Annotated in this window: 13 protein-coding genes; 1 reads left to right on the plus strand and 12 read right to left on the minus strand. The window is 71.5% G+C overall.

Features of this window, described 5'->3' with window-relative positions; all coding sequences use genetic code 11:
• The 6 genes from CS062_RS20060 to CS062_RS27320 form a co-directional block, all read right to left on the minus strand.
• Window positions 1-814: hypothetical protein (locus CS062_RS20060; RefSeq protein ID WP_143742422.1), on the minus strand; the 814-nt coding region annotated here is incomplete at its 3' end.
• Between the two features lie 105 nt (window positions 815-919).
• Window positions 920-1,243 (minus strand): winged helix-turn-helix domain-containing protein, encoded by a 324-nt coding sequence (locus CS062_RS20065; protein ID WP_158238846.1) that lies wholly within the window; start codon window positions 1,241-1,243, stop codon window positions 920-922.
• Between the two features lie 200 nt (window positions 1,244-1,443).
• The gene (locus tag CS062_RS20070; protein WP_099863335.1) at window positions 1,444-4,560 is read right to left on the minus strand and encodes a sensor histidine kinase; all 3,117 of its coding nucleotides are present in this window, start codon (window positions 4,558-4,560) and stop codon (window positions 1,444-1,446) included.
• Entirely contained in the window at window positions 4,544-5,185 is a 642-nt protein-coding gene (locus CS062_RS20075; RefSeq protein WP_099863336.1) for a response regulator, read from the minus strand. Before CS062_RS20075 ends, CS062_RS20070 begins: the two co-directional genes overlap by 17 nt.
• A 118-nt stretch (window positions 5,186-5,303) precedes the next feature.
• Entirely contained in the window at window positions 5,304-6,437 is a 1,134-nt protein-coding gene (locus tag CS062_RS20080; protein WP_233218168.1) for an ABC transporter substrate-binding protein, read from the minus strand.
• 211 nt (window positions 6,438-6,648) lie between these two features.
• Window positions 6,649-8,205, minus strand: coding sequence for a methyl-accepting chemotaxis protein (locus CS062_RS27320; protein WP_303645162.1), 1,557 nt, complete (start codon window positions 8,203-8,205; stop codon window positions 6,649-6,651).
• Window positions 8,206-8,374: 169 nt separating this feature from the next.
• On the opposite strand from CS062_RS27320, the gene CS062_RS20090 reads away from it, so the two are divergent.
• The gene (locus CS062_RS20090) at window positions 8,375-9,175 is read left to right on the plus strand and encodes a polysaccharide deacetylase family protein (protein ID WP_158238847.1); all 801 of its coding nucleotides are present in this window, start codon (window positions 8,375-8,377) and stop codon (window positions 9,173-9,175) included.
• 58 nt (window positions 9,176-9,233) lie between these two features.
• Here CS062_RS20090 and CS062_RS20095 read toward each other — a convergent pair whose 3' ends face one another.
• The 6 genes from CS062_RS20095 to CS062_RS20120 form a co-directional block, all read right to left on the minus strand.
• Window positions 9,234-10,397, minus strand: a complete 1,164-nt coding sequence (locus CS062_RS20095; protein WP_099863340.1) for a GGDEF domain-containing protein — start codon at window positions 10,395-10,397, stop codon at window positions 9,234-9,236.
• A 236-nt stretch (window positions 10,398-10,633) separates the two neighbouring features.
• Complete coding sequence (locus CS062_RS26290) at window positions 10,634-11,641, minus strand: hypothetical protein (RefSeq protein WP_158238848.1); 1,008 nt, start codon at window positions 11,639-11,641, stop codon at window positions 10,634-10,636.
• Window positions 11,642-12,299: 658 nt separating this feature from the next.
• Window positions 12,300-13,274: a hypothetical protein gene (locus CS062_RS20105; RefSeq protein WP_143742424.1), complete on the minus strand. Its 975-nt coding sequence runs from the start codon at window positions 13,272-13,274 to the stop codon at window positions 12,300-12,302.
• 58 nt (window positions 13,275-13,332) lie between these two features.
• Window positions 13,333-16,065: a glycoside hydrolase family 3 C-terminal domain-containing protein gene (locus CS062_RS20110; protein ID WP_099863342.1), complete on the minus strand. Its 2,733-nt coding sequence runs from the start codon at window positions 16,063-16,065 to the stop codon at window positions 13,333-13,335.
• 6 nt (window positions 16,066-16,071) lie between these two features.
• A complete protein-coding gene (galA, locus tag CS062_RS20115) occupies window positions 16,072-18,933 on the minus strand; it encodes a beta-galactosidase GalA (protein ID WP_099863343.1) in 2,862 nt (953 codons plus the stop codon).
• A 95-nt stretch (window positions 18,934-19,028) separates the two neighbouring features.
• Window positions 19,029-21,692 (minus strand): glycoside hydrolase family 2 protein, encoded by a 2,664-nt coding sequence (locus CS062_RS20120; RefSeq protein ID WP_099863352.1) that lies wholly within the window; start codon window positions 21,690-21,692, stop codon window positions 19,029-19,031.
• Window positions 21,693-21,718: the final 26 nt, after the last annotated feature.

The raw sequence follows: 21,718 nt of genomic DNA on the forward strand, positions 1-21,718 counted from the left end.
CGATCGCCGCCGCCAGCGCATCGACGCGGGCGCGCAGTTCGCCGGCCGGGGTTTCCAGCGCCGCGCTCAGGCCGCCGTCCGCGGCCAGCACCTTGCGCGTGGCGCGGTCCGCCTGGTCGAACTGTTGCAGCGATTGCCGCAGCAGCGAGGCGATCTGCTCGTGGTCCGCCGCATCGGCCGCGCCGCCATTCAGGGAGGTCGAGACCTGGGTCCGCAAGCGGACCAGCAGGTCGGCCGCCCGCGGCATCTCGGCCAGCGCAGCGCGCACCAGGTAATAGGTTTCGTATTCGGGATCCAGCGAGAGGCTGTAGTGATCGAGCAGCAGGTCCTGCAGGTGCAGTAGCGACTGGCTGGCCGCGTCCTGCACGGCCGTTGCCACCCCGGGGGCGGGGTCGGACCGGAGCGCGTCGCAGCGCGCGCGGGCCTCGGTCCAGGCGCCGCGCAGCGCCGTGTCCCCGGAGGTCTCGGCGGGGGTGTCGGCCGGCGCCATGGCCAGCAGCGGTTCCATGGCCGCGAGCACCCGGGTGAGCTGGTCCAGCTCGGCCACGCGTCGTCGGCGCAGGTGGGTGGCACCTGCCGCCACGGCATCGGCCAGGGCCTGGTGATCGCGCAGCAGGAGCCGGACCTGCGCCATCGCGCGCATCGCCGGCAGCCCCCGACTCTCCAGTCGGGACTGACGCATCTGCACCATCGCCAGCCGCGTGTACAGGGCCGTGGGCAGCGCCACCAGCAGGACCGCCAGGGCGGCCATCAGCAGGAATCGAGCGCGCGGCGAGAGCCGCCGCATCTTGCGGTCGTGGTCGTGGATCGTCATGGCACGGGCCGGTCGCAGACGCCTTCGCCAGGGCGCGAAGGGTCAGGGCTTGCCGGGAAGGGGGCGTGTCCGTTCCGTCGGCGCCGATGCCGGCGCCAGACCCGCTCAGTCCAGCGCGGCGACGAAGCGGTAACCGACGCGGTGATAGGTGCGGATGACCTCCGCCGAGGGCGGCAGCGCCCCGTGCAGCACCGCGCGGATCCGCGCGATCGCCATCGCCAGCGCGCCCGGCTGCACATCCTGCTCCCCCCAGACGACGTCCAGCAGCTCGTCGGCGCTGACGACGCGGTCCCGATGCTCGATCAGGTGCACCAGCAGGTCGAAGGGGCGCGGCTGCAGATGACGCGACTGGCCGCTGACAACGATGTCGCGGCAGGCCGGTCGCACCATGCATTCGCCGAAGCGCCAGCAGGCGTCGGAGAAGGGCACCGAGGGCCGAAGGGGGGGATCCGCGCGGCTGCCCGCTTCTTGGCCCGTCGGGAGGAAAGCCGCATGACGCGGTGGCACGGCAATGAACATCGTGGAGTCCTGAAGAGCTACAGCGAGCGTGTAGGTGAAACTCTACAGGATGATGCCGGCAAAAATCTGTGGAGGAATTCGCACTTTTGCGGCTTCGTGTAGGTGAACAACTACGAATTGTAGGGGGGCGGTGGCGCGGCCGGCGTCCCGGGCACGACGCGCAGTTCGACGGTCGTGCCCTGTCCGGGCGCGCTCTGGATCGCCAGCGTGCCCCCCAGCAGGCGGGCACGCTCGTGCATGCCCATCACGCCGTAGCCGGCGAGTCGGCTGTCGGTGTCGAAGCCCCGTCCGTCGTCGCGCACCGTCAGGACCCACTGGCCGTCGGTCAACGAGAGCGACAACGCCGCCCGGGTCGCGCCGGCATGACGGCGCACGTTGTTGAGCGACTCCTGCGCCACGCGGAACAGCTGCGTGGCCGCTTCGGAACCCAGCTGGCCGGCTTCCGCCGCGACGGAAACATCGCAGGGCAGACCGGTGTCGCGGCTGAATTCGGTGCCGAGCCAGCGGAAGGCTGCGTCCAGCCCGCCATCGAGCGCGGGCGGGCGCAATTGCGAGACCACCGCGCGCACGGCAGCGACCAGCCGGTCGACCCGCTCGTGCAGCAGGTCCAGTTGGCCGGCGTCGATCGGCGCGGTGGCCCGCGCGGCGCGCGCGCGCATGACGGCGATCTCCAGGCGCAGCGCCGCCAGCTGCTGGCCAAGCTCGTCGTGCAGTTCGCGAGACACCCGCGTGCGCTCCTGCTCGAGCGCGAGCGCGTTGTGCTCGCTGAGCCGGTGCAGGGCCTCGCGCGAGGCGTGCAGCTCGGCCGTGCGCTCCTCGATGGCCCGTTCGAGCATGCGCCGGCGCGCCCGCGCCCGGCGCTGCGTCCACAGCGTCAGCGCCCACCAGAGCGCTGCGATGAGCGCCAGGTAGGCCAGCCGCATGCCGGGCGAATTCCACCAGGGCGGCGCGACGGTGAACGGCAGCGCCAGCGCCGGTCCCGGCGGCTCCAGCGGCACGCGGCCGGCGGCCCGCAGCGTCAGCACATGCCGGCCCTCGTCCATGGATCCCACGTCGATCGATGCGCCTTCGACCTTCCGCCACGGTGCCTGCGGCGACAGCCGGTATTCGATGCGGCGGTCGCGCGGCAGCGAGAGCGTCGGCGTGCCCAGGGTGACGCGCAGCTGGCGGTCGTTCCACGGGATCGGCTCGGTCGGCGGCCCGCTGAACTGGCGAGTGCCGAACTCCAGCAGGTCCGCCCGCAGCACTGCGGGCGCGCCCGGCGGCGGGGGGCGCCGGTACACCCGCGTCGCGCCGCCGCTGGTGCCGATCCAGGCGTTGCCCGCGGCGTCCAGCAGGAAGCTTTCGTCATTGACGTCGTTCCACACCAGGCCGTTGTCGCGGTCCAGCAGGCCGAGCCACTCGCCCTGCGGACTGAGCCGGAAAACGCCTCGTCCGGTGCCCAACCAGATCTCCTCCTCGGGGCCGCGGGCGATCCACATCGGATCGGCGCCGCCGAAGGACGCCCGGGGGAGGTGCTGCCGCAGCCGGGCCCGGTCGCCGGACAGGGTGTAGACCGACACGCCCTGGTCGGACGAGGCCCACAGCACGCCGCCCACCACGGTCACGGTGTAGGCGTTGATCGCCTGGCCCTTGTCATCGAGCAGCGGCACCCAGGCGTCGCCTTGCGCGCGAAAGACCTGCCACCGGGCGTTGATGAACCAGTCGGTCGAGCCGTCGCCGAAGACGGTGATGGCCGGATCCCCGCCGGGCGCGCCGACGGCGACCGGCTCGCGCCTCACGCCGCCCTTCGCGCGGGGGATCAAGCGCTCGACGCGCGTCCTGCTCGTGAGGTAGAGGTCCCCGCCATGCCGGGCCATCAGGCCCAGCAGGGCCGGATCGGTGAGCATCCGCCGCGCCGTCGTGGTGCCCGCCTTGACGGTGTTGAGCTGGCCGTGGTCCAGCCACCAGAGGTCGCCCGCCGCATCGATGGCGGCGCCCGACACGATGCCGGCGATCCGCGGCGTCGTGGCGGCGGACGGGGGCAGCGGTCGGAAGCGGCGGGCCGCGGCGTCGAACCACGCCACCCCTTCCCGGGTGATGGCCCAGAGGCGGCCGCTGCCGTCCTGCAGCAGACGGAAGACGACGTCGGAAGGCAGGCCCGAGGTCCGGGTCCAGTGGTCCACCTCGCCATAGCCGATCCAGCGATGGAAGCCCTGCCCGGAGGCGCCGAGCCACAGCGCACCGTCGGCGTCCACCAGCAGGCTGCGCACCGCCGAGTCGGGCAGGCCGTCGTCGCGGGACCAGGTCTGCCAGGCGGAGCCGTCCCAGCGGGCGATGCCGGTGGTCGCGGCCATCAGGATCCCGCCGCGGGGATCTTCGACGAGGGGGCTGCTGGCCTCCCATTCCGGGTTCACCGGCGGCGCGTCGACCGTCTCGAAGCGCTGGGCGCCAGGCGCCAGCCGGGCGAGGCGGGTGCGACCGCGCGCCCAAAGGCTGCCATCCCGGCTGACGAGCAGCGTCGCCCAGGTGTCCGGCGGCAACCCCTGCGCGGCCGACCAGAGCGTCACCGCCGCCTGGCGCCGGTCCCAGGCACACAGGCCGTCGCCGCAACCGAACCAGAGGCGGTCGCCGAGCCGTCGCAGCGGCGTCGTCTCGACATAACTGGCCGCCGTCGGGCGATCGAGGGCGGGCACCGGCAGCGGCTCGGCCCGCACCGCGGCGGGGCCGGCATCGCCGATCGTGGCGGTCCAGAACCGGTGGTCCCGGTCCACCGCCATCAGCACGCCGTGCTCATCGACGTCGAACTGGCCGGCGAAGGCCACGTCCAGCGGCCGGCCATCGGCGCGCCGGACCTCGACCCAGTCCGGCGGCTCGCCGGCTTCCGGGCGGGCGGCGTCCTTCGACGGGCGCCGCAGGAACAGGCCCTGGTCGGTGGTCAGCCAGAGCCGGCCGAGCGGGTCGACGCGGCCGCCCCAGATGCTCGAGCCGACGGGGGCCGGCAGCGGCTCCCGGTGGACCCGGAAGCCGTCGAAACGGAACAGGCCGTTCTCGGTGCAGATCCACAGCACGGCGCGCCGATCCTGCGTGAGGCAGGTGGGCGTGAGGTTCTGCAGGCCCTCGCGCTCCTGGTAGGACGCCAGCACGATGCGCTCGGCGCGGGCGGGGATGGGCACCAGCGCCGACAGCAGTGCCAGCGCAAGGAAGGCGAAGAGCGGCAGACGCGCGCGCTCAATCGACGATGCCATGGCGCACGGCGTATCGCACCAGGTCGCTCAGCGAGGCTTGGTCCAGCTTGTCCATCAGGCGGGTCTTGTAGGTGCTGACCGTGTTCGGCGCGACCTGCAGCGCGGCGGCGATGTCCACCAGGGACTGGCCCCGCACCAGCGCGACCAGCACCTGGCGCTCGCGCGGGGACAGCGACTCCAGCGGTTCCGGCGCCTTCGGTTCCTGGCGGATCAGCGCGGCGCTGAGCGAGGGATCGACATAGCTGCGGCCGGCGGCCACATGGTGCACCGCGTCGATCAGCAGCTCGGTGGAGATGTCCTTGGTCAGGTAGCCGCCCGCGCCGGCTTCCAGCGCGCGGCGCGCGATATGGGGGTCGGCATGCATGGTCAGCACCAGCACCGGCAGCCCGGCATGGGCGGCGTGGATGCGCTGGATCAGATCGACATCGTTGCAGCCCGGCATCAGCAGGTCCAGCAGCAGCAGGTCGACGCCGCCTTGCGCCAGCCGGGCCATCACCTCGTCGGCGTTGGCCGCCTCGCCGGCGAGCTCGACGGTGTCGTCGAGCTCCAGGACCTTGCGCAGGCCCTCGCGCACCAGCGCATGGTCGTCCGCGATCACCACGCGGGTCTTGGCGGCCGGGCTCATCGCGAGGCCCCCCGGCCGCGCGCGGCGATACCGCCGGGACGGGTGGCCGATCGCGGGAAGGGGCCGACCCGCGCTGGGCGCGGGCAGGGGCGGTCGCTGGAAATTCTGGGTGTCATCGTCAGTGCACGAATTTGCCTCCGGGACCGATCATTGTCATCTCAACCCGGTGGGAGCCGCCGTGGTCGGTGGGCGAGTAGGAGATCCGGACGCCGCCGGCATCCCAGCCCTGGATCGATTCGAGGGCGGCGATCAGGCGGGCGCGGGTCGGTTCGCGGCCGGCGCGGCGCAGTCCTTCGGTGAAGACCTTGGCGGCCAGGTAGCCCTCCATCGACTCGAAGCTGCGACTCGGCACGCCGGCGCGCTGCAGGGCCTGGCCGTATTCGCGTTGCAGCGCCGAGCCCTCGCCCCAGGGGAAGGGCACGACCTCGGAGATCCACACGCCGCTGCCCTCGCCGCCGAGTTCATCGGCCAGCGCCTTGCTGCCGGCGTACGAGGTGGCGACGAACTGGCCGGCGAAGCCCTGCTTCTTCATCGTCTTGATCACGGCGGCGCTCGAGGTGTAGGAGGCGGCCAGGATCACCGCCTGCGGGTGTCCCGCCGCCAGCTTCTTGCCGATCTCGGACACGTCGGTGGCATCGCGCTCGATCGCGGCCAGGGCCACCGTCTTCAGGCCGCGCTGGGTCAGCGCGTGCGTCACCGCCTCCAGCGCCGCCTTGCCGAAGGCATCGCTCTGGTGGAGCACCGCGACGTTGCGCAGGCTGCTGGTCGACAGTTGCTCGGCGATGTAGTCGGCCTCGGCACCATAACCGGCCCGTACATGGAAGACCTGCCGGTTCAGCGGCGTGCGCAGCGCCTCGGCGCCCGTGGACGGCGCGAACAGCGGCACCCCCGCCGCGGTGGCGACCGGCACGGCTGCCAGCGTCGTGCCGGTGCCGACGGTGCCGAACAGCGCGAACACGCCGTCCTGCTCGATCAGCGCCTTGGCCTGGCGCGCGGTCTCGGCAGGGTCGTAGCGATCGTCGCGGGTGCGCAGCTCGACACGGAGACCGTTGACGCCGCCACGCTCGTTGAGCGCCTGGAAGTAGGTGCGCGCGCCCAGGTTGTATTCCTCGGCCAGCTTGACCGAGGGACCGCTGAACGGTGCGACCTGGCCGAGCAGGATGGTCCCGTTGACGGAAGGATCGGCCGCTGAGGCGGCGCCGGTCACCGCCATGGCGGAGAGGAAGGCACCCAGGGTGGAGATCACGCGCATGGCAATACTGCTGGTTGAAAGGGATGGCGGCAGCTTACGGAGGGAGTCCGCCGCAGGCATCACGGAGTGCTGACGCCGCCTTCACCGGCGTGGAAATTTGCCCGCATGGCTGGCGAGACCGCCGGAAACTCGCCGCCGGTCAGCCGGTCAGCCGGTCAGCCGGTCAGCCGGTCAGCCGGTCAGCCGGTCAGCCGGTCAGCCGGTCAGCCGGTCAGCGCCCGACATGCAACTTGAACGCGCCGACGAGCTCGGTCAACCGGCGCGCCTGCTGGCTCAGGCTGTCGGCCGCGGCGGCGGACTCCTCGACCAGCGCGGCATTCTGCTGCGTCACCTGGTCGAGCACATGCACGGCCTTGCTGACCTCGCCGATGCCCAGGCTCTGCTGGCCGGTCGCGGCGCCGATCTCGGTGATCAGCTCGGCGACCTGCCGGATCTGCCGCACGATCTCGTCCATCGTCGTGCCGGCGCCCTCGACCAGGCGCGACCCGGTGTCGACCCGGCTGACGTTCTCGCCGATCAGCGCGCGGATCTCCTTGGCGGCGGTGGCCGCGCGCTGCGCGAGGGTGCGGACTTCGCCAGCCACCACCGCGAAGCCGCGGCCTTGCTCACCGGCGCGCGCCGCCTCCACCGCCGCGTTGAGGGCCAGGATGTTGGTCTGGAAAGCGATGCCGTCGATGACGCCGGTGATGTCGGCGATCCGGGCGGAGCTGGCGCTGATGTCGCGCATCGTCGAGACGATCTCGGCCACCGCCGTGCCGCCGCGGGTGGCGACCTCGCTGGCGGTGGCCGCCAGCGCCGTGGCGTTGCGCGCCGAGTCGGCGCTGCGCTGCACGGTGGAGGCCACTTCCTCCATCGCGGCGGCCGTCTGCTCGAGGCTGGAGGCCTGCTCCTCGGTCCGGTGCGACAGGTCCATGCTGCCTGTCGCGATCTGGGTCGAGCCGGTGGCGATGGACTCGCTGCTCAGCCGCACCTCGCCGACGATGCGCACCAGGCTGTCGTTCATCGAGCGCAGCGCGGCCAGCAACTGCCCAGTCTCGTCGAGGGCCCGCACCTCGATGCTGGAGGTGAGGTCGCCGGCGGCGACCGTCTCGGCCACCCGTACCGCCTGCGCGATCGGCCGCGTGATCGAGCGCGTCAGCAGGACGGCGATGCCCACCGCCAGCAGCACCGCAATCACCGACAGCACGATCATCAGCGTACGGGCGGCGCGAGCCAGCGCGGAGGCCTGCGCGCCGAACTCCTCCATGCTGGCCGCCTGGGTCTCCACGAAGCCCTCGACGGCCGCGAGGTAGACGGTCTGCAGCGGCAGGATGTCCGTCACCAGCAGGCTCCGGCCCTCGTCGACCTTGCCGGCCTTGAGCAGGTCGACCAGTTGCCGCTCCTTGTCCTTGAACTTCGCCCGGCCATCGATCAGCGCCTGCAGGGCCGCCTTGCCGCGCTCGCTGTGGACCGTCGCGCTGAGCTGGTCGATCGCGCGGCCGACCACGGGCAGCGAGGCCTCGAGCTTGGCCAGTTCGCTCTCGACGATCGCGCGGTCGGTCACGATCAGCGCGGTGCGCATCGCGCGGAGCTGCTTGTTGACTTCGTTCTCGACCGTCTGTGCCAGCTGCACCTTGACGAAGCGGTCATGCAGGATGACCTCGGTGTCGGCATCGATCGCGCTGATCTTGGTGATGCCGATCACCGCCAGCACGATCAGCAGCGCGATCACTGCCGCGAAGCCACCCGTCAGCCGGACACCGATCTTCAGATTCGAAAGTGCGGTCACGATGATCTCCACGTCGAGTGGCTCGTTTGTAGCGCATCGGCCGGCCATCGGCCACCGCGGTCTCACCGGCTTGTGGTTCGGAAGCACGTGGTATCGGTGGATGCGCCGGATCGGATGCCACACCCTTTCGGTAAGCTCCGCGGCGACGATGGCGATCGCAGGACAAGACATGAAGCAAGCATGGGACGCCCCGAGGGACGATGAGACGCCGGTGTCGAGCCGGCCGATCGGCTGGCCGCGGCTGCGCACGGCATTGACCGTGCTGACTCTGGGCCAGGCGCTGGCTGCGGCGGCCGATTGCGGCGACGCGGCGCTGGGCACTTCCCGCGTGCTGACCTTGCCGCGCGAAGCCGCGGCTTATGGCCGGGCGCAGCATGGGCCGCTGCCCCTGCAGCCGGGCGAGGTGGTGATCACCTTCGATGACGGGCCACGTCCGGCGTCCACGCCGCTGGTGCTCAAGGCCCTGAAGGCGGAATGCGTGCGTGCGACCTTCTTCATGAACGGCGAGCCGATGCTGGCCGATGCGGCGCTCGCCAGGGAGGTGAAGGCGCAGGGCCACAGCATCGGTCTGCACGGCTTCCGCCATCCACACTTCTCGTTGCTGCCGGCGTCGGAGCAACTCGACGACCTGCGGGCGGTCGAGGCCGCATACCGAGAGGTCTTCGGCGGCCGGGCGGCGGCGTACCGCTTTCCGTTCCTCGAGGAAACGCCGGTGCTGCGCGAGGCGCTCGCGGCGTCGCGCTACACCTTGATGTCGGTCGACCTGGGCGTCGAGGACTGGGAGCCCCAGAGCGCGCAGCAGATGGCCGACAAGCTGGTGCAGCGCCTGGCGGCTTCAGGTGGCGGCATCGTGCTGCTGCACGATGCGCAGGACCGCACCGCCGCGGCGCTGCCGCTGTTGCTGCGAACGATCAAGGCCCACGGCTACCGCGTGGTGCATCTGCGGTGGGACGAGGAGTCGGGGCATTGAGGAGCCGTCCGGCGGCAACCGCCGATCGGGCTTGCGCGTTCCCCTGCGCGATCTCGATCTAGGACGCGGCGGTATCCGTCGCCTGCGGGGGCATCGTCGAGAAGGCCACGCGGTTCCTGCCTTCGCGCTTGGCCTCGTAGAGCATCGCGTCCGCCCGGGCGAGGCAGTCGGGCGTCGGTGAACTGCCGTCCGCCACCCAGGCGACGCCGATGCTGGTGGTCACCGGCAGGGGCGTCCCGTCCTCGACGATCCGCAGTTGCTCGACGCTGGCGCGGAGCCGCTCCGCGATCATGCGCGCCACCGCCTCGGTGACGTTGGGCGTGTACACGAGGAACTCTTCGCCACCGGTGCGGGCCAGCAGGTCGGACTCGCGCAGCTGCGCCTTCAGGCAGTTGGCGAAGGCCACCAGGACCGCATCGCCGGCGGCATGACCATGACGGTCGTTGATCTGCTTGAACCGGTCCAGGTCGAGCTGCAGGACGGCACTGTGGCCTCGCAGCTGCTTGGGCAGCCGCGTGCCGAGCCAGCGCCGGTTGCCCACGCCGGTCAACGGATCGGTGTCCGCCAGCTGGGCCAGGCGCACCTCCGCGCGTTCCTTGGAAATGGTGGCCACCATCAGCGCGACGCCGAAGTGGCAGAACATCTGCACGAAGAACGCCAGCGAGAAGCCGGCGCTGCCCGCGGTGCCATTCAGGATGAACACCAGCCGGAGCGCGTAGACGCCGCCGCTGAGCGCCAGGAGCGCCGCGAGCAGCCGGCTCGACGGCAGGGCCTCGAGGCGATGGTTGCGCAGCATCTCGTGGGCACTGCCCGCCAGGGACAGCACGGCCGCCACATGGAAGGCGCCAGCCCGGCTCAGGTTGTCCAAGGGAAAGCCGGTGATCAGCCCGGCGAGAAAGCAGAGCAGCACCGGCGTCATGAGGCGTCCCCAGCGGACGCTGCGGTGGCCGCTCATCGCGCGGATGCCGGCGAAGAAGACCGCGTACCCGACGAGGCCGAGCAGCAGGCTGCCGTGCGTCCAGACCGCCGGAGGGAGGGCGGCTTCCTCGCCGTTCCACGCCAGGGCGGCCCCGGCGGCGAGCATCAGGTAGGCCGCCGCCAGCGCCATGAGGCCGTCGGGGCGCCATGAATTGCGACGGACGTGGATGATGGCGAATGCGCCGGCCAGCAGGGACGTGTTGTAGAACAGCAGGACGGTCGGCAGGTCGAGACGGGACAACATACGGATGACGCGCCCGCGCAAGAGGGCGCGGGAGCGCGGGTCTGGCTGGTGGGGCCACCCCGCGCGTGTCAATCCTCCGAGGCGGACCTCGGCGGCTGTCGTCAGGGCAGGTGATCGCGGGGCGCTGCGATCCACCCGATGGATCGCAACGCCCCGCGCGCATTCTCGTCGCTGAAGTCCGCCGATGGGCGACGAGGCGCCGCAGTTTCGACGCCCCGTCCGACGCTGCCGGTCGCTCAGCGCGGCAGCGGCGCCGGATTCGCCAGGTAGGCCTTGAACAGGCGGGCGAACTGGCCGCCGTCCGTCGTGATGTTGACCGAGCCGCTGCCGCCGCCGCTGAACACGATCGCGAACACGCCGCTGGCGGTGTATTCGGTCGGATGGGTCAGCATGTACTGGACATGGTTGTCGCGGTAGTGCCCCGGCGTGCCGCCCGGCGTCGACGAAGGCACGCCCATCGGCGTCTGCCAGAACAGGATGGGCAGGTTGCCGAGCGTGCTTCGCACCGCGGCCCATTGGGCGAGGTCCTGATGGAAGTTGGGCGTCGCCACATTGTTCTCGTCCCAATAGAACGGGCCGTTGCCACGTCCGGCGCATTCGGCCGGCGGCGGCGAGACCTCGAAGCAGCCCGCGTCGCGGTCGCTGGTCTGGGCGACCATGAAGTCGGCCTTGTCGGCGCCGAGCTTGAGCATGAAGCTGCCGACGGTGGCGGCATCGCGGCCCCAGAAGGAGGGCGGGAAACCGACCTTCGCCTTGGGCGCATAGGCGCGCCCGAGTGCCACCAGGCAACCCGCCATGCCGACAGCGTTGTCCGGGAGGTTCGCGCATTCGGCCACCTGGCTCACGCGCGCGGGCAGCTTCGCCGGGTCGCCGCCTGGCGCGCCGGCCATCACGAAGCCCCAGAAGTCCGGCTCCAGGTTGACCAGCGTGGGCAGGTTGGTCGCGCCGATCTTCTGGTACATCAACTTGACCTGGGCCCAGTAGCTGGGCATGAAGCTCGCGTCGTTGATCGCGCCGATGTTGCCTTCCCCTCTGGCCGTCATCTGGTAGAGCGTGAACATCGGCACCGCGCCAGCGGCCGATACGTTCGCGGAGACGTAGGTGACGTAGGCGCCGTCAGGACTGTTCCAGGTCGGCCAGGAGCCGCCGCCGACACCGACCAGGTAGGTGTCGATGATGTCGGGACGGATCTGCTGCTTCGTCATCTCCTCGATCGAGTTGCCGGCGCCCAAGCCGGCCAGCAACCGGTTAGCCGTCCCCAGCGCCGTGGTGATCGAGACCGGAGGTGCCGGTGCCGGTGCCGGCGCAGGTGCCGGCGCAGGCGCAGGTGCAGGTGCAGGCGCGGGCGAGGGCGAGGGCGCAGGCGCAGGCGCAGGCGCGGGCGAAGGCGAAGGCGCAGGCGCAGGCGCAGGCGAGGGCGAGGGCGAGGGCGAGGGAGCGGGAGCGGGAGCGGGTGAAGGCGCGGGAGCCGGAGAGGGAGAGGGAGAGGGAGAGGGCGCAGGCGCCGGCGAGGGGGCCGGTGCGGATCCAAGCGGCGGCGCCGCCGCATCGGTCGCCGGCGACGACGTCGACCCGCCTCCACCGCACGAGGCGAGGCCCGCCATCAGAAGGGCGAGGGCGAGCCGCTGGACGGTCGGCGCGGCGGTTGGAGTGGACGGCATTTGTTTCCTTTCGAATGGCGTGAAGCGTTTGCTTGCAAGGCGGTGATGTTTCCGTGATGTCGCCGACCTGCCGTGCTGACGAAATTTGTCAGCGGCAGACCGTCGATGCGATGAGCCGGGGCCCATGGCGGTCAAGGAACGTCAGATGTGAAGGCCGTGCGCGCCTTGCGGGTCGTGCGCGCGAGGGGCTGCAAGTCGCGGGCCAGCATTGGCCATTCGAAGGCGAATGGGCTCGCTCGACTTACCCCTGCTTGCCTTGACGCTTGCGCCAGGCCTCGATCACTCGCGCGGCCAGCGCGTCGGCCTCGCGCTGCTGTTCGGCGGTCAACGGCGGTGGCAGCGCACCCCACTGGCCCATCATCCTTTCGGTGTCGGCCATGCCGTCGCGGCTGGCCTTCTCCATCTCCGCGCCCGACATCAATCCCACGATGCGCAGTCGCGCCTCCTTGTAGGCCTGCCGTTGCACTTCGGTGATGCCCATCGCGCTGACGTCGAAAGCGAAGCTGTAGCTCAACAGCGCCATGAAATCGCCGTCTTCGGCCGTCTGGCGCGCGTCGCGCTGCAGCCGGTCGCGCAACTCGGGGTCGATCGGCTGCCTGCTCGTGTTCAACCATTGCAGGTAGGGCAGCGCGGCGTCCTTGGCGCCTGTGTCGTAAGCGCGCTTGAGCAGCTCAGGTCCGCGCGCGAGCGTGGCGGCATCGAAGACCTGGCACTGACGCTGGAAGTCCTGCGACTGGCGGATCCAATCCTGGCTGGACCGACCCGTGATCCGCTCGAGCTGCCGCCCCGTCGGGGACGGCTGGTCGCGCTCCCTGTACTGCTGGTCAACGAAAGCGTCCGCGCCCTGGCAGGCGGAGAGCATCGTGGCCGCTTCCAGCAGGTCCTTCGGAGTCCCTTGGCCGTCCAGCGCCCGCTGGACCTGGCGCAGCGACGCGTCCGTCGGCCAGCCGGGCGCGCGCGGCAAGGGGCTGGTCGAGCCGGGCGCCGACGAGGCGAGCACCGGCGCGGTGGACGCCGCCTCGACCTTTGCCGCGGGCATCGGCGCCGCTGGCCCGCTGGCGGACGAGGCCGCCGCCACGTCGTCGGCGAGCCCGGGTCCATCACCCGGCTGGCTCAACAGCCAGCTGCCGGCAACCAGCGCCGCTGCGCCGACGACCACGGCCAGTGCCCTGCGGCGAAGCGGCCGATCCTTGCGTGATGCCTGATTCGATGCCATTGCGCTGTGTCCTTCCTTCGTCCAGACGGCGCCCTCGTGGGCCGGTGCGAGGTCCCGCTCAGAACGCCGGCAGCCGCGCGCGGCCGCTGACCCGCAGGGTCAAGGACTGACCCGGTGCGCGGACGCCGGTGATGGCCGTCACCGGTTGCCCGCCACCGATCCACAACCCGACCGGCCCGTCCTCCACGATGCGCTGTCCATCGGCCTGAACGACGCTCATCGCCTTGGCGTCCAGCTCGAAGCTGAGCCGCCGCGATTCACCGGCGCGGAGCACGACCCGCTGGAACGCCACCAGCGAGCGCTGTGGCGCGATGTCGCCGGGGCGTCGGACATAGAGCTGGACGACCTCGGCCGCGTCGCGTCCGCTCTCGTTCTTCACCAGCACCGACAGCCGCGTGCCTTGCCCGGCACGGACGCTCCGGCTCGCGAGCCGGGCCTGTGCATAGCTGAAGCGGGCGTAGCCCAGTCCATGGCCGAAGGGGAACAGCGGCTCGCCCTTGAACCATCGATAGGTGCGCCCCTGCATGTCGTAGTCCTTGAAGGGCGGCAACTGGTCGACGGATCGATAGAAGGTGACCGGCAACCGGCCGGAAGGACTGAAGTCGCCGGCCAGCAGTTCCGCCACCGCCTGACCGCCTTCGCCGCCCGGATACCAGGCCTGCACGATCGCCGACGCCTGCCGTGTCGCGGCGCCGAAGGCCATGGCGCTGCCGCTGAAGTTCACCAGCACCAGCGGACGGCCCAGGCCGGCCAGGCGCTCCAGCAGCTTCAGCTGCGGCGCGGGCAGATCGATCCGCGTGCGGTCGCCGCCGGCGAAGCCCGGTGCCAGCACCGTCATCTCCTCGCCTTCGAGCTCCCAGGTCAGGCCGCTGGCGAAGATCACCAGATCGGCCTCGCGCGCGGCGGCCAGTGCCGCCTCGTCGCTGGCGCCGGGCCGGCTCCATTGCAGGCGCTGCTCGCCTTCCCAGCCGGTCTGCAGCGCCTCGACGCGGAGGGCGTAGGTCTGGCCCGCCTTCAGCACCACGCCGCGGGTGCTGGTGGGCCAGGCGATGTCCCACAGGTCCACCACCTGTTCACCGTCGATCCAGATGCGGTACCCCCGGTTCCCCTTCAGCCGGAACAGATGCTCCCCGCTTTCGCCGGCGCGGATGAAGCCGCTCCAGCGCGCCGATTCCTTTCGATCATGGGCGTCGGGCCAGCCCCATCTGAAGCGGGCCTGCGGCGCGACCGTCGACGTGATCGGCGTGCCCTCGAGCTCGAGGTTGGCGAAGCGCTCGAAGTTGAGGCCAGGACGGCTGCAGGCGGCATCGGCGCACAGCCGCTCCGGCGGCAGGTCCTCCAGCGGCGGCGCCACCCAGCCGGTGCCTTCGACGACCTCGATCCGGGCGTCCGGGTAGCGGGCCTTCAGGCCGGCCAGCAGGGTGACCGGCCGGGACGGCGTGCCGTTGTAGTTGCCCACCAGCGCATCGACGCTGTCGGCGTTGGGGCCGATCAGGGCGATGCGCCGGGGCGGCGTCTTCAGCGGCAGCACGCCATCGTTCTTCAACAGGACCAGCGAGCGGCGAGCCGCCTCGAGGTTGAGCGCGCGATGCGCGGGCGTATCGACCTCGCGCGCGGTGATGCCGGCGAAGTACCCCTGTCCGGGCGGGTCGAGCAGGCCCAGGCGCACGCGCACGTCGAACAGGCGATGCAGCGCCCGATCGAGCTCGGCCTCGCTCAGCAGCCCCTGCCGCACCGCTGCCACCGTGGTGGCGGGCGCGGCGGTGCTGTTGCCGCCGAAGTCGCAGATCAGGTCGGTGCCGGCGCGCACGGCCAGGGCCACCGCGGCCTCCGGCGTCTTCACATGATGGTGGGCGCCCTCCTGGTGGATGTCGGCCACCGCGCCGCAGTCCGACACCACATGGCCCTGAAATCGCCATGCCTCGCGCAGCCGCTGCCGCAGCAGGGGCTCGTTCGCGCACGCGGGCACGCCGTCGACCGCGTTGTAGGCGCACATCACCGATTCCGCCCGGCCTTCGGTGACCGCCGCGTGGAAGGCCGGCAGGTAGGTGTCCACCAGGTCGCGCGGCGACACCCGCACGTCCTCCTTGTGGCGGTCGGCTTCGGGGCCGCTGTGCACCGCGAAGTGCTTCACCGCCGCCGACACGCGCGGATGCCGCGGGTCCGGTCCCTGCAGCCCCTGGATGAAGGCCACGCCCATGCGCGCGCTCAGGACGGGGTCCTCGCCGTAGGTCTCCTGGCCGCGGCCCCAGCGGGGGTCGCGGAAGATGTTGACGTTGGGCGACCACACCGTCAGGCCACGGTACAGGCCGGACGAGCCGTCGGCGCCGACGGTGCTCAGGAACTTGGCGCGGAACTCGATGCCGATGACCTCGCCCACGCGCCGCAGCAGCGGCGTGTCCCAGGTCGCCGCCAGTCCGATCGCCTGCGGGAAGACCGTCGCCACGTCGGCGCGCGCCACGCCGTGCAGGCCTTCGCTCCACCAGTTGTAGGCGGGGATGCCCAGCCGCGGGATGGCCGGTGACTCGTGTTGCAGCTGGCTGGCCTTCTCGGCCAGCGTCATGCGCGCCACCAGCGCCTGCGCCCGTTGCATCGAGGGACTCGACGGCGCGTCCGGGACTTCGGCGGCGGTGGGGACGGCCGGCGCCGCCTGCGCGCCAGGGCTCGACGCGCTGGCCGGTGGAGTGGCCAGCGAGAGAGTCAGTGCGATGGTCAGCGACAGGGCCAGGGCCGGGAGCGCGAGGCGATGCCGGTCCGTCACCGCGGCCGGCAGGGCAGGTTCACCAGGCATGCCGCTTCAGAAGGCGTCGATGGTCAAGGCGGCGGTCGGCAAGCCCTCGCCGCGTGCGCGCAGCGTCGCCGGGCCGCTCGCGCCGGTGGACTGCAGCAGGACCTGCGCCTGCCCGTTGAAGACGCGGCGCTGCCAGGGGCCGGCCGGCGTCGTCACCCGCAAGGTGACCCAGCGCTTGCCGCCTTGCGCGGTGTCGAAGAGGGCCCGCGTGCCGCCGGCCGGCGTCGGGAAGACGATGGCCAGCGTGTTGCGATCGCCCAGCCGGTCCGGGTCCAGGTCCACCACGCCGAGTCCCTGCTCGAGCCGGGGCGTCACGGCCTGGCCGTTCAGGTAGACCTGCTGTCCCGCGCCGAGATCGCCGATGAAGAGCATCGGGCGCTCGCCGCTGGCCGAGCTCGGCCGCGGGAAGCTGGCGCGCACCAGGTTCCAGGCGCCATCGGCGGGCTGCTGGTCCGGCGGCACCCAGGCGAAGGGGTCGCGCCAGGCGTCCGTGCCGGTGTCCGCCAGCAGCGCGACGGCATCCTCCGGCCGCGCCACGCCGCGATGGCGCCAGGCGGTTAGCGGCACGAAGCGGTGACGCTCGGTCGGCTTGTCGGCTTCGTGGGAACCCGGGTCGCCGTTGCCCATGCCGATCAGCCGCGCGCTGCCTTCGACCTCGAAATCGATCCGCTGGCCGGCCGTGGGCACGACGCGGCCTTCGCGGTCGACCACGTTCACCGTCACGACGGCCACGTCGGAGCCATCGGCGCGGATCCTCGCGCGGTCCACCGTCAAGCGCACCGCCGCGCTGTCGCCGGTCGTGGCCACCGTGTCCGAGGCCACCCATTCGCCGCGCCTGTAGCCGCGTGCCACCAGCGCGCCAGGCTCGTAGGGCACGGTCCACTGCAGATGCCCGTAGCGCTGCAGCGCCTTGCGGCCCAGCGAGCGACCGTTCAGCAGCAGCTCCACTTCCTCGGTGTTCGCATAGACCCGCACGTCCACCGGCTGGCCTTCCCGGCCCGACCAGTTCCAGTGCGGCAGCAGATGCACCATCGGCTCGGTGGTCCAGGCCGCCTTCAGGTAGTAGCCGCTGTCCTTCAGCGCCCCGGTCGTGTCCATCATGCCGAACTGGGACGAGATGGCCGGCCAGCCGAAGGGCGTGGTCTCGCCGCGGTAGTCGAAGCCGGTCCAGACGAACATGCCGGCCAGGAAGGGCCGCTCCGCATTGAAGCGCCAGGCCTCCTCGATGGTCGAGGTCGACGCGCCGCCCGAACGCTTGTCGTAGGCGGCCAGGTGCACCCGCGCCGGGTCGTCGGCATAGATGCCGCGGGTGGCGTAGGTCAGGCCCTCCTCGGTCACGACCATCGGCCGCTGCGGGAAGCGGCGATGCATCGCGTCGATGTCGTGCTGGCCCTTGTAGTTGAAGCCGATCACCTGCGATCCCACCGAGGTGCCTTCCGCCTGGCCGGAACTGGACGCCGCCAGCGTCGCCGGGCGGGTGGGATCCATGCGCGCCACGATGGCCTGCATCTCGCGCGCCAGTCGGGTGCCGATCTCGGTGTTCTCGATCGCCCATTCCTCGTTGCCCACCGACCACAGGATGATGGACGGGTGGTTGCGGTCGCGCCGCACCATGCGCTCGAGTTCGTCGCGGATCTGCGGCGCGGTGCCCATCATGCGGTGCTCGTCGATGACCAGGATGCCCAGCCGGTCGCAGGCGTCCAGCAGTTCGGGCGTGGCCGGATGGTGGGCCGAGCGGATCGCATTGACGCCCATGGCCTTGAGCATCCTGAGTCGCGCGTCGTGCAGGGCGTCCGGCAGCGCGATGCCGACGCCGGCGTGGTCCTGGTGGTTGTTGGTGCCGTGCAGCTTCACCGGCTGGCCATTGAGGAAGAACCCCTGGTTGGCATCGAAGCGGATCGATCGGATGCCGAAGGGCGTGTCGTAGCGATCGACCACCCGGCCGTCGCGACGCACCCGCGTCGTCAGGATGTAGCGCTGCGGTGTCTCCAGCGACCACAGGCGCGGCGCGGCGACCCGCAGCGTCGCGCCGGTCGTGGCGCTGGCATCGGCCGCGACCTGTCGCGCCGGGACACGGGTCGTCGCGACGACGCGCCCGTCCGGGTCGCGCAGTTCATGCTCCAGCGTGAACGCCGCGGCCGTCTTGCCGTCGTTGCGCACCGTGGTGTCGACGGCGACCTCGGCCTGCCGGCCGGCCACCGTCGACCGCACGAAGGTCCCCCAGTGCTCCACATGCAGCGGGTCGGTCTGGGTGAGCCACACATGCCGATAGATGCCCGCGCCCTCGTACCACCAGCCTTCCTGCGTCGTCGCGTCCACGCGCACGGCGACGACATTGCGACCGCCGTAGTTCAGGTAGTCGGTCAGGTCGACCCGGAAGCTCGAGTAGCCGCTGGCCTCGCGCCGCAGGTAGTGGCCGTTGATCCAGACGACGCTGTCCCGGAAGACGCCGTCGAACTCCAGCGCGATGCGCTTGCCGCGCGCCGCCGCCGGGATGGACAGCTCGCGCCGGTACCAGCCGATGCTGTTCTCCGGGAACGCGCGGCCGATCGCCTTCGACCCGTGGGGCGAGCTGCCGCGCTCGCTGAACGGCAGTTCCACCGCCCAGTCATGCGGCAGGTCGACGCGGCGCCAGGGCCGGTCGTCGAACTCGGCCGCGGCCGGGCCATCGCCGAAGCCGGCCTTGGCGAAGAAGAAGGGACGCAGGCCGTGATCGAAGTCCTGGGCGGGGTCCCAGGCGTGGCCGAGCGCGAAGCGCCAGCCGTCGTCGATGCGCACGCGTTGCCGGACGTCATCGGCCGCGGCGCTGCCGGCGAGGACGAAAATCGTCAGCGCCAGCAGCCAGGAGGTGAGCAGGGGTCGTCTCATGAGGCGGTGGGGGTTGGGAGGCGCCGTCGATCGGCGCCGTCCGGTCATGGAGACTCGCGAGGCCCGGCGGAGCGGGGCCCGCGAGGGCTCGTGGGTCAGTTGGCTGGCTTGCCGATCACCCGCACCTCGCTGAGCGCGGCGGGATGGTCGGGCGTGACGGCCGGGAAGCGGATGCGCAGGAAGCGCGCGGCGACCACCGGCTCGAACAGCGCGAACTCGTAGCTCTTGCGACCGGGCTTGGCCTCGCCGACCTGGCGCCAGTCGCTGGCGTTGTTGCTGATCTCGACGACGAAGGCCGGCGCCTGGTCGTCGGGCAGGATCACCGACAGCCAGTGCAGCGTGTAGAGGTTCTCCAGGTCCACGGCCCAGAACGCCGGACCCTCCTTCGCGGCCGCGCGCCACGCGGTCTCCAGCTGGTCATCGTTGGCCAGCGGCGCCTCGTGGCCGGGCGCGGAGCCGCTGGTGGAGGTCGGGCGGCTGATGGTCACGTTGATCGGATCGCCCTCGAAGGCCTTGCGGGTGACCGGCGGATAGGCGATGACCGGCTGGTCCGGCGCCAGCGGCGACTGGCCGTCGACGAAGGGATCCGGGCCGGTGGTCGTGATCTCGAGGCGCGCCGGCTTCAGGCCAGGCGAACTGGCCTCGATGACGGTGCGGCCGGCGAAGTAGGAGCGGAAGCTGATCGCGGCCTGGCCGTCACGGATCGCGACCAGCGACTTGTTGCTGAAGCGGATGCTGCGCCCGGTGGGGAACTTGCCCGGACCGCTCACGATGGTCAGCGTCACGTCCGGCGAATTGCTCAGCGCGCGGCCTGCTTCGTCCTGCACGGACACCACCAGCTGCGCGTCGTCCAGGCCCTGCGTGCCGTGGATGACGGTCTGGCTGGCCGCCAGGTGCAGTTGCGCCGGCGTGCCGTTGACCGGCCAGACCGGCGGCGGCACGCCGGCATAGGTGTGGCGATACCAGTGGTACTGCCGCTTGGGCAGGCGGAAGTAGTCGATGAAGCCCATCGAGCCGAATTCGATGGAGGCGATGGAGCCATGGTCGAAGCCGGCCCACAGCGCCTCGCCGGAGCGCCACGGGTAGCGCCAGGCATAGGTCGGCGAGCCGGAGGTCGCCGGGGCCGCGGCTGCCTTGGCCTTCTGGTCCGGCGTGTCGGGCATCAGGCCGAAACCGGGCTCGTACTCGCCGGGGCGGTCGACCATCGTGGCGCCGTACTCCGACACGATGGAGGGCACGCCCGGGTTGAGGAACAGCGTGGCGCCATCGCCGTTGTAGCCGGCCACGTCGCCGAGCTTGTCGATCTCGCCCCGCTGCGCGCCGCCGATGGCGACCGGCCGCGTCGGATCGATGCGGTGGAAGAAGGCCACCTCGCGCCGGAGGAAGTCGCGCATCGCCGGCATCGCGTCGCCCTTGGTGAAGAAGGGCTCGTTGCTGGCGCTCCAGAGGAAGATCGACGGCCGGTTGCGGTGGATGCGCACCATCTCCTCGACCTGCTGCAGCACGCTGGCCTCGAAGGCCGGCCGATCGGCCGGATCCGGCGGATAGGCGCTGGACAGCCAGTTGCCGTCGGCGCCGAAGCCGCCGATGCCCCAGAAGGGCGCCTCGGACCAGAAGAGCAGGCCCAGCTCGTCGGTGGCCTGGGCGAAGGCCGGCGAATGCGGGTAATGCGAGCCGCGGATGAAGTTGAAGCCGGCGTCCTTGATCATCCGGACGTCGCGGCGCGCGGCGCCGTCGGTCACGCCGTCGCCCCAGCCGGCCTGGTCCTGGTGGACGTTGGCGCCGATCAGGTAGAGGTGCTTGCCGTTGAGGAAGAAGCCGCGGTCGGCGGTGAACTTCACGGTGCGGATGCCGAAGGGCGTCTCGAAGCGATCGACCGGCCGCCCGTCGACGTACAGGCGGCTGACCATCCGGTACAGGGTCGGCTGGTCGGGAGACCACAGTCGCGGCGCCCGGAGCTCGGGCAGCGTCTGGTCGTAGGTGACGGTGGTGGCGGCGGGCACGCGGCGCTGGCTGCGATGCACGGCCACGCGCCGGCCGGCGGCATCGAGCACCTCGGACACCAGCGCGACGCGGGCCGCGGCGCCGCTCCGGTCATTGCGCACCTCGGTCTGCACCCGCACGGTGGCGCGCCGGTCCGAGACCTGCGGCGTGGTGACGAAGGTGCCGTACCAGGCGACATGGACTGGGTCGGTGATGACCAGGCGGACATTGCGATAGATGCCGCCGGAGAACACATGCTCGCCGGCGCGCGGCGCCACCCGCGCGTTCCACTCGTTGTTCACCCGCACGGCGATCAGGTTGGCCCCCGGCTTCGCCAGCGCGGTGATGTCGATGCTGAAGCCGGTGTAGCCGCCGACATGGCGGCCGGCGCGATGGCCGTTGACGAAGACCTCCGCGTCCTGGAAGACGCCGTCGAACTCCAGCGAGACACGCCGGCCGGCGATGGACGCGGGCAGTGCCAGCTGCTTGCGGTACCAGCCGTGGCCGACATAGAAGCCGGTGCCCAGGAAGTAGGGCTCGGAGAACGAATGCGGCAGGTCCACGCGGCGCCAGCCGGCGGTGTCGAGGTCGACGGCCTGGCCGTCGGACGGGTCGCCGAGGGTGAAGGTCCAGTCGCGGTTGATGACCTCGCTGCTGCGCTCGCTCGCCGTGATTGCCGGGGCGGCGGCGGGAGCTGGAGGAATTGCCGCGGCGGCGGGCGCCGGCGGCGCGAGGAGGGCGGCGCACAGCGCGACCGCCAGGAGGGGAAGCTTCATCAGCGGCGAAGCAGGCATCGAAGGGA

It is taken from the genome of Roseateles chitinivorans, from assembly GCF_002761755.1.
Taxonomy (GTDB): Bacteria; Pseudomonadota; Gammaproteobacteria; order Burkholderiales; family Burkholderiaceae_C; genus Roseateles; species Roseateles chitinivorans.